Source organism: Sphingomonas sp. MMS24-J13 (assembly GCF_044905095.1).
Taxonomy (GTDB): domain Bacteria; phylum Pseudomonadota; class Alphaproteobacteria; order Sphingomonadales; family Sphingomonadaceae; genus Sphingomonas_I.
On the sequence record NZ_CP173258.1, the window covers coordinates 150186 to 162348 of the forward strand.

The following is a 12163-nucleotide window of genomic DNA, read 5'->3' on the forward strand; positions in this document are numbered from 1 at the left end:
GTCATCCGCGGCTGCCGATCGGCATCTCGGAACCGGACGTTGGCTCAGTCCCGCTTGGCGACTGGAATTGGGCCGTAAGCGGACTGGCAGCTTCCAGGATCGATGGACGCTGTAGCTGCCGTTCCTCGGCAGCCTGACGTCAACGGCAGCTTTCGCCCCCGAAGCAGACATTGCGTTTCGCCGCCGCAATGGCAGAGATGCATGTTATTGGAGGGGTAGCATGTTCAGCGTCGTTGGTTGGCTCGGGTTGATTGCCGCAGGCGTTCCATCGCCTACAGCAGCATCGAGAGAGGCACCAACCGCAGTTACCTTGATGCCGCCCGATCAGGCTCGCCAAGTTGTCGTCGGCTGTGGCTTGCCAGATCAGCACGTCAGTGTCGCATATGAGCAGGATATGCAGGAAGACGTGATTTGGATCGCGCGCGATCAGTCTCCGCTACCTGAACATACACTCGCTTGTGTGGCTCGCGCCTCTCTGCAAACGATCTACTACGTCTATTTTCGAGATGCAGCCGAGCAGTCGCGTTATGGCTCGATCTATTCGAAGATCGAGAATGAGGTGGAGGTAAGAGAAGCAAGAAAGTGGCTGTCCGAAAGAGGGCGACTCTCTGCGATACCGTTGCCGGAGAAGGACCGCTTGGCGAACTACGTCAAGGCTGTTGAGATATTTTGCGGCGTCAAGGAGGGGGCGCTTCTGGTCGCACGTGATAACGAGTTCATCACCTTCACGCACGGTGGCTTAGGTCGCATCACGAGCAACGGCATCGAGGGTGCCGCTGCCACCAACGAGCAATACGAGTGCGTGACGAGGGTGATGTCCGCTGCCGATCTTAGATCGCGTGGTATCTTCTTCGGCTTCATCGGCAACGCGGCAGCGAACGCCCGCTAACCACCGAGGCTGTGTGAAAACGTTTCGCCGCAACCGAAACGAGCAATATCGGAAGCCTCGAGGCGCATCTAGCATCAGAACAGAATCGAAATTGCCCCGATTGCGAATCAATCTTTCGCGGCGAGTCGACGGAACCGCGTTTTCACACGGGCTCCACCCACGTCGTGCCGTTCCCAATCGGCAAAGCGGTCGCTACGATCAGATAGGCAGCAAGCGCCCACTATCGGTCATTCGGTCGAGGCAAAACGGCCTCACGAGCGAGCCGCTCCATCTCGCCCGATCGAAAGCCCCATTGGCCGTCAATGCGCGGTCCCTTAATCACGACCGTGTATAGGCCGCGCTTCTCATTCCGCTCGGCTGCCGAAGCGTGGTTAATCGTCACTTGATGACCGGCAACGGCCTTGAGATCAGCTTCGGATAGGTTGGCGATGACGCTGGGAGTTAGGCGTCGCCCGTTCATCAACTGTCCTACCACAGCGAAGACCGACTTCATGTGATCTGGCCAATCCGCAAGGGAACGCTCACTCATGTTTAAAGAAAGACATCCGAGAGCGGATCAGTCAACGTCCGCTCCCACCCAATAGCCGACGCCAATTGCCTCGACACAACGAGCTTAGCCGGAACGGCTGAGATTGGGTGGAAAGCGGCCGTTCGTCACGGCACCCGCGTCAGGGCCGAGCGGGCTATAGCTGCCCCGATGTAAGGACCATCCCCGTCTAAATCGGGCTGCGGTTCGTCGAAGATGATCCAGGTCTCCTCAACCGCGGAAACTAACATTGTGGTCGCGTTCACCCGCTTCTGGTTCGGCGCCGACACGCCAAAGTCCGGGTAGGCCGAGACAGTCCCAATCGCACCGCCAGCCCAAAAGTGATCGGGAGAAACCTGAACGCGTTCGCCAGCTCGAAATCTCATGAACTGGAGGATACACCGCGAACCCGAATGTCCGCAATTGGGGCGTTAGCTGCCGTTCGCCATCGAGCTGAACGTCGGTCCGCTTTCGGGCGCTGCCGCGGCAACGCTGAATGTCCGACTTTGGGGCGCGTAGCTGCCGTAGAAGCCGCTGTGAATGAATGGCCAGTAAGGAGACCTTCCTGCTCCAAAGCGGCCGGACAGCTCTCCCCCATTTCGACATTCGCCGGTCCGCTCTCGATCGCCGATGGTTCCCGCTTCGATGATAACCAAGCGCGCGCTGTCGATCGCGACTCAATCGGTGACGCTGAAAAACATCGGATTCTTTAGCCATTGGTTGACGGCGGATTCGCGCCACCCGGCGCAGCGCTCGGACAGTTTTATCTGCTTCGGGAACTCGCCGCGTTCGATCTTGCGGTAGAGCGTCGAGCGGCTGAGCCCGGTCCTGTCGAGCACCGCCTTGATCCTGAGGATGCGGTCTTGCGTGTCGGTCGTCATGGCACCTTTCCGTCCAGCGTGAGAGAGCTTGAGCCGAGGATGACGCGTTCGCGATCGGAGCCAATGGCGCTCTGAAGCGCCGTCCGGTCCTGCGCAGCCAGCAGGGGCGTCCGAGCGCTTCACGATCGAAGCTTCCCGGTCGGATGCGTGGCGTGATGGCCGAACGTAACGTTCGCATTTGCAGTCACCGCTGCGCGGTGGCGTTGATGGTTGGGCCCGGCGGGCCTGGCGGGGGCGGCGTCGCTGCCCTCTAGTCCCGCCGCGGCAGGCGGCAAGCCGCAGCATCGCTGCGGCTCCTCCACGATGTTCCGGCCCATCCGGGTGCCTCCTGCCTCGATCGGCGTGACTGCCGGTCCGCTCCTGCCGCCGCCCCCGCCATTCCGGCCGGGCCGCGCTGGCTTGAGGAGTGGAATCATGGTCGAGGGTAAGTGCGATCGGCAGAGCCTCTATGCGCAGGTGACCGCGCGCGTGATCGCCGAACTGGAGGCGGGGCGGGTGCCGTGGGTTCAGCCGTGGGACAAGGCCAGCTGCGGCATCGCCATGCCGCACAATGCCGGCACCGGACGCGCTTATAGCGGGATCAACATCCTGATCCTGTGGAGTGCGGTGGTCGAGGGTGGTTATTCCTCGCAAGGCTGGATGACATATCGACAGGTCGAACTGGCCGGCGGCCATGTCCGCAAGGGCGAGAAAGGCACGACCGTTTGTTATGCCGATCGCTTCACCCCGAAGGACGAAGCGGAGAAGGCGCGCGACGAAGATCGCGAGGCTCGCACGGTCGCGTTCCTCAAGCGCTTTACCGTCTTCAATGTGGCGCAATGTGACGACCTGCCCGAGCGCATGACGCAGGTTGCCGCGCCGGCTCCGGACGAAGAGCTGGTGCCGCATGCCGATGCCCTGATCCGCGCGACGCGTGCAGACTTCCGCATCGGCGGCGACAAAGCCTTCTACGCGCCCGCGGTCGACATGATCGCGGTTCCGTCCAAGGTAGCCTATCCCGAGCCGATCAACTGGTATCGCACTGCACTGCACGAGCTCGGCCACTGGACCGGTCATGCCAGCCGGCTGGCCCGCGATCTGGCCGGGCGCTTCGGCAGCAAAAGCTATGCGCGCGAGGAGCTGGTTGCCGAGATGGCGAGCGCATTCACCTGCGCGTCGCTGTCGATCCAGCCGACCGTACGCCATGCGGACTATATCGGCGCATGGCTTGAGGTACTGCGCGAGGATGAGCGCGCCATCTTTCGCGCGGCGAGCCTCGCCAGCAAGGCGGCGGATTATCTGCTCGCCTTCCTGCCCGAGCGGCAGGCGGCTTCGTCAGAGGACGAACCGATGGAATGACCCGGCGCGGACCGGATGGGCCTTGCCATCCGGTCCGCGCCTGCGACACTTGGGAGAAGTGATGCGCAGCGATCTCGACCATCTGCCCGAGCGGCAACAGAGCGAACTGGAGCGCGTGCGCGCGATCCTGCTCGAGGAGTTCGACCGCGCGATCGCGACGGCGACCCAGCCGCACCGGCGCAAGGGCCAGATCTACAAGATCATCCTGTTCGGCTCCTATGCCCGCTCGGACTGGGTCGACGAGCCCGACAACGGCTATCAGTCGGACTTCGACCTGCTCGTGATCGTCAGCCACGAGGACCTGACCGACATCGCCGATTATTGGTATGTCGCCGAGGACCGGATCGCGCGCGACCTCGCGATCGGCCGGCCGGTCAATCTGATCGTCCATGCGCTCGACGAGGTGAACGCCGCGCTCAAGCGCGGCGAGTATTTCTGGATCGATATCGCGCGCGACGGCATCGCCCTCTACGCGCTGCCCTGTCACGAACTGACGACGCCGATGCCGCTCACGCCGGCCGACGCCTTCGCGATGGCGAAAGGGTATTTTGATCACTGGGCTTCTTCGATCGAAGAATGGATTGAGATGGCGGCCAGTGCCATTGCTCGCGGCCATACCGGTGGCTGGCCGGCCAACGCTGCATTTCTCCTGCATCAGACGACCGAGCGTGCTTACGCGTGCTTCTTACTTGTTCACACGCTCTACTTTCCCCGCTCGCACAACATCAAGTTCCTGCGCTCGCTGGCCGAGGACAAGGCGCCGCGTCTGGTCGAGGCGTGGCCGCGCGACACGCGAAAGGATCGCGCCCGGTTCGAGCGGCTGAAGCGGGCCTATGTCGAGGCGCGCTATTCGGCGAGCTACGAGATCACGGCTGAGGATCTGGACGCGCTGGCGGGATCAATCGCGCGGCTGCGCGATATCGTGGTGGCGCTCTGCACCGAGCGGTTGGCCGCACTGGAGCAAGCCGCCGGGATCGGGTGATGAAGTCGATGGGCAGGAGGCAATGACCTTCTGAACCCCAAGCGATCAGGATCCCCGTCTTCTGACATCCGCCCGCTGGGCCGGTCGGTGCCGCCCGCAACCGGCGCTCTGTCGCTATTTTCCCCGACCGCTGCGCGGCCTTCCTCGCGACCCAAAATAGCGCCTCGCGCCGGCCCTGCGCTTCGCTCCGGCCTGTCGGTGCGGCCGACCCCTGTGCCCGGCCCGATCGTGGCGGTGTCGACCGGCAATCACGCTCGCCCGACACGCAAAAGGACTACGCACATGCCTGCCATCGGATATGTCACCCGCGATACCAGCGGCGCCTACAAGGGCCAGCTCAAGACGCTCAGCATCCGCGCCGAGATCGCGATCCTTCCCAACGCCCGCAAGGCGCACGATACCCAGCCCGATTATCGGGTCGTCTCGGGCGATGTCGAGATCGGTGCCGGCTGGAACCGCCGCTCGGAGACCAGCGGGCGCGATTATGTCTCGTTGAGCCTGGCCGCCCCCGAGTTCGGACCACGTCGCCTCTACGCCAATCTCGGCCGCGCCGCCGGCCAGGACGATGACGACAGCTTCGCCGTCATCTGGAACCCGGCGGATTGAAGAAGAAGCGCGCCGCGAACGCGGCGCGCTTCTCTCGCTCAGGCTTCGGCCGGCGCCGCCGCCCTGGTCCGCGGCGCCTGCTTCGGCTTGGCGGCAGCGGCAGCAACCGGCGCTGCCTTTGGCGCCGCTTTCGCAGCGGGCTTTGCCGATGGCGCGGCCACGGCTTTGGCGGAGCGTCCCTTCGAGCCCAGCCCGATCTGCTGGGCGACGACGCGGCGCGCCTCGGAATATTCGGGCGCGACCATCGGATAATCGGGCTTGAGCTTGTAGCGCTCGCGATATTGCGCGGGCGTCAGGCCATGGCCGGCGAGATGCCGCTTGAGCATCTTGTAGGGCTTGCCGTCGATCATCGAGACGATGTGGGTGCGCGACGCTAGCGACTTGCGCACGGTGACTGCCGGAGTGAACTCTTCGGCGGCCGGTGCGTCCTCGGCCGTGGCGGCAGTCGGTTCGACCAGCTTGCCACCTGACAGTTCGAGCACTGTTGCGTGCATCGTGCGCAGGAAAGCTGGCACATCGTCCGCCTGGACGCGGTTATTCTGATTGCCGAGCCAGGCGATGGTGAGTTCGGTTGCCAGCTCGACCGGATCGAGGCTGTTCTCGTCGGACATGGATGTCTCCAACATTGGCGCATGCCTGACATGCGCGGCGGGGGGAGGCTGTGATTAGTCGATAATGGTACACGATACATTAGCGCGGACATCAATATTACAGGCAAGGCCGTCAGCCTCCCGAACTTTCATCGAACGCCCGTCGGCCGCGTCGCTGCCAAAGCATGATCAATGGCGCGCGATCTTCAGCGCCGCGCAATCGTGCGGCGGCGTCGACCAATATCCCGAATATCACTGCCCGATCGTCATCGACGAGATCGACCAGACCAGCTTTTACAATTAGCCCGCCCAGTTCGATCAACTGGCGGGTGCGTTCGCGCCGTTGCACGACCCAGTCCCTCTTATCCTCACGCGCGATCTTCGCCGCGCGGCGATGCACCGCCGCTCTCGCGCGCCGCATTGCTCCTGTCGCCTGTCGCAGCCCCGCCAACAGACTTGGACGCAGCGCGAAAGAAGATCGCGCCGCGCTCGCGCCACGCCTTCCTGACCGCGACATCTCTGGTCTCGATGGCGGCCAGCAGAGCGCCGGCCAGCTCCTCGATTGGCAGCGCATCGGCTCTGGTGGCGACGACCAGCTCGCCCAGCTGGACGAGCTTGCGCCGGTGCAGTTCGCCGGCTTTGTCCTGCAGCGCCTTCAGTTCGCTGTCATAGTCACGCGGTCTACGCATCGATTTCGCCCTTCCAAATATCGTAAGGACGGACCAGTTAGAGAGCGCGTCGATCAGCGTAAATAGAGCGGAACATCATGGGACGACGACGTCCCGATAAAGATGAAATCTTTTGAGGGCGCGCTTATACGTCGTGCCGACGTCGCTTGTGAGGTGTAAGTGGATCGCCGCCATGGCGATCTACCACTTCTCGGCCAAAGTCATCAGTCGCGCCAATGGGTCGAGCGCGCTGGCGGCCGCAGCTTATCGTTCAGCCTCGCGATTGCACGACGAGCGGCTCGATCGCCATCATGACTTCTCCAACAAGGCTGGGGTCGTTCACTCCGAGGTGATGCTGCCCGAAGGCGCGCCGAAGGAATGGGGCGACCGTGAGAAACTGTGGAATGCGGTCGAGGCGGCCGAGCTGCGCAAGGACGCGCAACTGGCGCGCGAGGTCGAGTTCGCGATCCCGCGCGAGTTGGACCAGACTGAAGGCATTCGGCTCGCGCGCGAGTTTGTGGCTCGCGAGTTCGTGGCACGCGGCATGGTCGCCGATCTGAATGTCCATTGGGATATCGGCGCCGACGGCGAGCCCAAGCCGCATGCGCATGTGATGCTTGGGCTGCGCGAGGTGCGGGCCGATGGGTTCGGCGCCAAGGTGCGCGACTGGAACCGGGCCGATCTGTTGCAGCACTGGCGCGAAGCCTGGGCCGATCATGTCAACCAGCGGTTGGCCGAACTCGATATCGACGCGCGGGTCGATCATCGCAGTCTCGAGCGCCAAGGGATCGATCTCGAGCCGCAGCACAAGATTGGTCCCGCCGCGGCGCGGATGGCGGGGCAGGGGCTCGCCTCTGAACGGCTCGACGAGCATGCCGAGATCGCGCGCCGCAATAGTGAGGCGATCTGCGCGAACCCGGGCATCGCGCTGGACGCGATCACGCGCCAACAGGCGACGTTCACGACGCGTGATCTGGCCAGGTTTGTCCATCGCCACAGCGACGGCAAGGACCAGTTCGACCGGGCCATGGCGGCGGTTCGAGCGTCGCGCGAGCTGGTCAGGCTTGGGCGCGATGGGCGCGGCGAGGAACGGTTCACCAGCCGGGATATGCTTGGCGTCGAACAGCGGCTCGAGCAGGCTGCGGAGCGGCTCGCCACGCGCGAGGCGCATCGGGTGCCGGCGACGGTCTTGGAGAGGGGGGATGCCGCCGCCGGGCGTGCGCCCCTACAGCTTGGTCGCGAGCAAGAGCAAGCATTACGCCATGCGCTCAGCCCCAAGGGTCTGGTCAGCATCGTTGGCTATGCCGGCACCGGCAAGTCGACCACGCTGGGGGTGGCGCGCGAGGCATGGGAGGGTGCCGGCTATCGGGTCACCGGCGCAGCGCTGTCGGGCATTGCCGCCGAGGGTCTCGAGCAAGGCTCGGGCATTGCGTCGCGCACCATTGCGAGCCTCGAGCATCAATGGGGTCAGGAGCGCGAGCTGCTGACATCCCGTGACGTGCTCGTGATCGATGAGGCGGGCATGATCGGCTCGCGTCAGATGGAGCGCATCCTGTCCGAAGTGGATCGGCGGGGCGCCAAGGTCGTGCTGGTCGGCGATCCGCAGCAGCTCCAGGCCATCGAGGCTGGAGCGGCGTTCCGCAGCATCGCCGAGCGCCATGGCGCGACCGAGATCAGCGAGGTGCGCCGCCAGCATCAGGACTGGCAGCGCGATGCCACGCGCTGGCTCGCGACCGGGCGAACAGGGGAAGCAATTGCGGCCTATGCCGAGCATGGCAGCGTGCATGCGGCCGACACGCGGGAAGCGGCGCGAGCGAGTCTGATCGACCGCTGGGATGCCGAACGGCAGGCCAGCCCCGGCGGGTCGCGCATCATCCTCACCCACACCAATGACGAGGTGCAGGCGCTCAACCTCGCCGCGCGCGAGCGGTTGCGGGTGAATGACGAACTGGGCGAGGATGCGCACGTCGAGACCGAGCGTGGGGGTCGCACCTTCGCCACTGGCGACCGCATCATGTTCCTCAAGAACGAGCGTGATCTCGGGGTGAAGAACGGTACCCTTGGGCGGATCGAGAGCGTGAGCTCCGCCCGCATGGCGGTGCTGCTCGACGATGGTCGAGCGGTCGCGTTCGACATCAAGGATTATGCCGAGCTCGATCATGGCTATGCGGCCACGATCCACAAGGCTCAGGGGGTTACGGTCGACCGCGCCTATGTCCTCGCCACGCCTGGGCTCGACGCCCATGCGTCCTATGTCGCGCTGTCGCGCCACCGGGACGGTGTCGAGCTGCATTATGGCTGTGACGACTTTGCCGATCAGGGCAGGCTGGTCCGCACGCTCGCCCGCGAGCGCGCCAAGGACATGGCATCGGATTACACCCGCGACTTTGCCGAGCGGCGCGAGATCCGGACCGAGGAGCTTGCCGCCGAGAGGAAGGCGGAGCCATCGCGCTCCGGCTCAGCCAGGCTCGAGATGACCGCAACCGAGCGCGCAGCGTCCGAACCGACGCGAATAGTCGAGCGGGAAGACTCTCCTGCGTGGGAGCCGGCGGTGACCCGTCACGCGCAGATTGTTCGCGACATGCGGCATGCGCACAGTGTTGGCGATCCATACACCGTCGAGCAGCGTCGCGAGCTTGCCGCCAGCCGAGCGGCACTGGATGCGATGCGGCCGCAGGCTTCGGTCGATCTGGAGAAGGCGTTCGCGAACGATCTCGGGCTGATCCGGCAGGCAGCCGAAGGGCGAACGGCAGCCACTGTTCGCGCGATGCAGCTCGAAGCCGAGATCAGGGTCGATCCCGAACTTCGGGCCGACACGTTCGTCCGCCGCTGGCAGGCGCTCGAGCGGCAGCGCAGGCTCCTGCTGCGCGATCAGGAGACCCGCCGTGCCAACGCGGTCGGCGGTCGTATGATCGGCATGGCGAAAAGCCTCGAACGCGATCCACAGGTGGAGTCGATCCTGCGCAATCGCAAGGCGCAGCTGGGCTTGCCTGAGGTGCCCGGGCGCAGCGTTGGCCAGAGCCTTGTCGAAATGGTTGGAAGGGGACGCAGTAGAGGCATGGGCATCGGGATGTAGGGCCCGGCGTCATTCAAATTTGGGAAATGTGACCACCCTGTTCGGCCTCGATCAGTTATCTATCGGCTGACCGGAGACGTTGCTGATCGTCCCGGGGACCGGCGCAATCGGAACTGTGGTTACCGGAGCGAGCACCGGTTGGTCTTGCGGCACCGCGACCACCGGGTGCGGAGCCGACGAAGGAGCGGGGAGTGGCTTCGACCCAACTCCAGGCTTAAATGAACCGTCGAGCGCGCGAACCACGCGCTCCACCGGCAAGGCACCCTTGTTTTCCACTTTCTTGAGGTGCGCAGCCGGGTCGTAAGCCGGGATGCCGGCAACGATATCCCGCGCATCAAGCCGGCCGATATAGCGCAGGACGAGCGCAGCGGCCAAAGCAGCGTCGTGCTGAGCACTGAGCTTGGCCAGTTCGGCGTCGCGCAAGGTCTCCTCGGCGACAAGGACGTCGAGCGTGGAGCGCTCTCCCGCACGATACTCCAGCCGCATGCCCTTGAAGGCGATAGCCGCGGCATCGACCTGGGATGACTGCCGGTCGATATTGGCCGTATAGGTCACCAACTCGTTCCAAGCGTTGGCTACATTCTGCACCATCGTGCGGCGCGCTGCTTCGATCGACAGGCGATCGCTGCCATTGACCTCAAGTGCCTGGCGGATTTCCGAGCTTAGCCGGCCTGAGGAAAAAATCGGGATGGATAGAATGGCTTGGCCGGTGAGGGCTCGATCGCGGTTGCGCTGGTTGAACGGATCGAGCGTGGTCGAATAGCCGTAGGTTCCTCGCAACGTAATAGTCGGCCGCTCGCCGGCCCGTGCGATACGCACATCGTTACGGGACACCTGTTCTGCGAACAACGCCTGTTGAAATTCCGGGCTGGCGTCGGCGGCGATCTTAAACGCCAGATCACTGCTCCCCGGCACGCCCGGGAGAGGCGGTTCCGGGCTCAGATCGCCGGGCATGTGACCGACGACCGTCGTATATTCGGTGCGGCTCGCGCGAAGCTGGTTCTCGGCCAAGGCCACGCCCGCTTCCTCGGCGAAAACCTGCGCCTGTGCCTGTGCCACATCGGTCTGCGTCACCTCGCCAGCTCGCTGCCGGGCGCGCGTTTCCTTCAACTGCAGATTGAGGGCGTCCAGATTGGCATGCCGAACATCGAGTGCCTGCAAATCGCGGCGAACGTCCAGATAGGCCTGGATGACCGAGAGAACCATGTTCTGCTCGGTCGCCCGCAACGCTTCGCGTGCTGCGCGGATGCGCTCCTCAGCACCATGAACGGCCAACGCCGTCCGGCCGCCGGTGTAGAGCGGCTGATCGACGACGACTTCGGCTCGCCCCAGGTTGGAACGGGTGGTCGTGGCGGCGAGCGGCACGTCTCCGGAGAAGCTGTCCCGGAGCCGATCCTGATTGTAATTTGCGCTTGCCTGGACCTGTAATGTCGGCCCGTAGCCCGACCGGGCCTGGACATAGGTCTCGTCGGTCGCGCGCAGCTGGGCTCGCTGGGCCTGAAGCGTCGGGTTAGACTGATATGCCGACGCGATCGCCTCAGCCAGCGTCTCCGCCGACCCGTCGCTTGTGGCGATCGTCAGGATACCGAGCCCGAGCAGCCGAATGGCGGTCCTGCCAGCCGCGTGCGTGAAAATGGCCATGGAACCGGCGTGGCTAGCTACGGGTGACCACGCCGGCCTCACAGCCCAGCCCCTGCGCCGACCCGAGCACATCGCCCAGCCCATCGATCGCGAAGCTTCGCGGCCTAGTGCGCGGGCTCGGACGAACGGTGACGACGTGGGCGCCACGCAACATCGACAAAGGTATCATCACCTTCCCGCCGGTCGGATTGTCCAGGCTCCTGCCCTCCAGCCGAGCCCCGGTCTGGACAAGTGCCGGATAGACGTCGTCCCACGCGCGAACCGGCCCGTTGTCGATCTTAAACGAGGCCTCTGTCGTGTTCAGGTGCGAGGCGAACTGGAAGGTTACCGCACCATGGGCGTAGCTGACCATCGGCTTGCGCTGCCTGCCCTGGAATACCAGGCAGGTTCGATCCTGGGTGAACTTGTCGCGCGTGACGCGAATATTCCAGGCAGGCACCTGGAAATGCTGCGTCGACGTTTGGGAAGTGCCGAACGGCCAAAGGCCGCTCGCGAGAGCGAAGAATGCCGCGATCATGGCCGCTTCAATTCATGTGGGCCGGAGCGGGTTCGTAGGAAGCGACCTCGCGCTTACCCCCGGAACCAATCCGATGGAACTTGAAGCTGCGATCCGGAAATACGTTGCGCGACAGATCGAGCAAAATCTCCTCCTGCGCCCCAAAAGGGGCCACCAGCTCGATCAGCCACAGATTATCGCCGCTCTTCCACTCATCGGCGCGCAATCGATAGCCGCCGGCCTCCAGGCGCTCGTCGGCTTCGTCGGAGACGAAAGCCCATATCGCCACTGCAGCAGGCGTGCTCGGCCCATAGAAAAGTCGGAACTGCTCCAGCATGAGCGGCGGCATGCAGAACCATTCGAGGTCCCCGATAAACAATTGCTTGTGGACGGGCGACTGAGTCAGCAACCAGGTTATCTCGCCCAGCATCTGCGCGACGGTCTTCGGCCCCTCATTAAGCTGCTGGGGT

General features: G+C 64.2%; 12 protein-coding genes. 5 read left to right on the plus strand and 7 right to left on the minus strand.

The annotated features are described in order from the left end of the window. Nucleotides 1–220: 220 nt before the first annotated feature. The gene (locus tag AB4Z44_RS00690) at nt 221–889 is read left to right on the plus strand and encodes a hypothetical protein (protein ID WP_404712171.1); all 669 of its coding nucleotides are present in this window, start codon (nt 221–223) and stop codon (nt 887–889) included. Between the two features lie 1203 nt (nt 890–2092). Here AB4Z44_RS00690 and AB4Z44_RS00695 read toward each other — a convergent pair. After that, nucleotides 2093–2296, minus strand: a complete 204-nt coding sequence (locus AB4Z44_RS00695) for a helix-turn-helix transcriptional regulator (RefSeq protein ID WP_404712172.1) — start codon at nt 2294–2296, stop codon at nt 2093–2095. Nucleotides 2297–2710: 414 nt separating this feature from the next. On the opposite strand from AB4Z44_RS00695, the gene AB4Z44_RS00700 reads away from it, so the two are divergent. The 3 genes from AB4Z44_RS00700 to AB4Z44_RS00710 all read left to right on the plus strand — a co-directional run bounded on the left by AB4Z44_RS00700 (nt 2711) and on the right by AB4Z44_RS00710 (nt 5222). Beyond that, nucleotides 2711–3634: an ArdC family protein gene (locus AB4Z44_RS00700; protein WP_404712173.1), complete on the plus strand. Its 924-nt coding sequence runs from the start codon at nt 2711–2713 to the stop codon at nt 3632–3634. A 61-nt stretch (nt 3635–3695) separates the two neighbouring features. After that, nucleotides 3696–4616, plus strand: a complete 921-nt coding sequence (locus AB4Z44_RS00705) for a HEPN domain-containing protein (RefSeq protein WP_404712174.1) — start codon at nt 3696–3698, stop codon at nt 4614–4616. A gap of 282 nt (nt 4617–4898) precedes the next feature. Beyond that, a complete protein-coding gene (locus AB4Z44_RS00710; RefSeq protein WP_404712175.1) occupies nt 4899–5222 on the plus strand; it encodes a DUF736 domain-containing protein in 324 nt (107 codons plus the stop codon). A 38-nt stretch (nt 5223–5260) separates the two neighbouring features. On the opposite strand, the gene AB4Z44_RS00715 is transcribed toward AB4Z44_RS00710, so the two are convergent. From AB4Z44_RS00715 to AB4Z44_RS00725, 3 genes are all read right to left on the minus strand, one after another. Next, nucleotides 5261–5833, minus strand: a complete 573-nt coding sequence (locus AB4Z44_RS00715) for a MucR family transcriptional regulator (protein ID WP_404712176.1) — start codon at nt 5831–5833, stop codon at nt 5261–5263. Between the two features lie 112 nt (nt 5834–5945). Continuing rightward, a complete protein-coding gene (locus tag AB4Z44_RS00720; protein ID WP_404712177.1) occupies nt 5946–6212 on the minus strand; it encodes a conjugal transfer protein TraD in 267 nt (88 codons plus the stop codon). After that, nucleotides 6181–6501, minus strand: a complete 321-nt coding sequence (locus AB4Z44_RS00725; RefSeq protein WP_404712178.1) for a conjugal transfer protein TraD — start codon at nt 6499–6501, stop codon at nt 6181–6183. Before AB4Z44_RS00725 ends, AB4Z44_RS00720 begins: the two co-directional genes overlap by 32 nt. A 172-nt stretch (nt 6502–6673) precedes the next feature. Here AB4Z44_RS00725 and traA point away from each other — a divergent pair, with 172 nt between their 5' ends. Then, complete coding sequence (traA, locus tag AB4Z44_RS00730) at nt 6674–9556, plus strand: Ti-type conjugative transfer relaxase TraA (protein WP_404712179.1); 2883 nt, start codon at nt 6674–6676, stop codon at nt 9554–9556. 51 nt (nt 9557–9607) lie between these two features. On the opposite strand, the gene AB4Z44_RS00735 is transcribed toward traA, so the two are convergent. Genes AB4Z44_RS00735 through AB4Z44_RS00745 form a run of 3 tightly spaced genes read right to left on the minus strand, consistent with a single transcriptional unit; the run spans nt 9608 to nt 12123 of the window. Further along, entirely contained in the window at nt 9608–11197 is a 1590-nt protein-coding gene (locus AB4Z44_RS00735) for a TolC family outer membrane protein (protein ID WP_404712180.1), read from the minus strand. A gap of 13 nt (nt 11198–11210) precedes the next feature. Beyond that, nucleotides 11211–11714 carry a hypothetical protein gene (locus tag AB4Z44_RS00740; protein ID WP_404712181.1) on the minus strand — a complete coding sequence of 168 codons (504 nt, stop codon included), beginning with the start codon at nt 11712–11714 and terminating at the stop codon, nt 11211–11213. Nucleotides 11715–11721: 7 nt separating this feature from the next. Beyond that, nucleotides 11722–12123, minus strand: a complete 402-nt coding sequence (locus AB4Z44_RS00745) for a toxin-activating lysine-acyltransferase (RefSeq protein ID WP_404712182.1) — start codon at nt 12121–12123, stop codon at nt 11722–11724. Nucleotides 12124–12163: the final 40 nt, after the last annotated feature.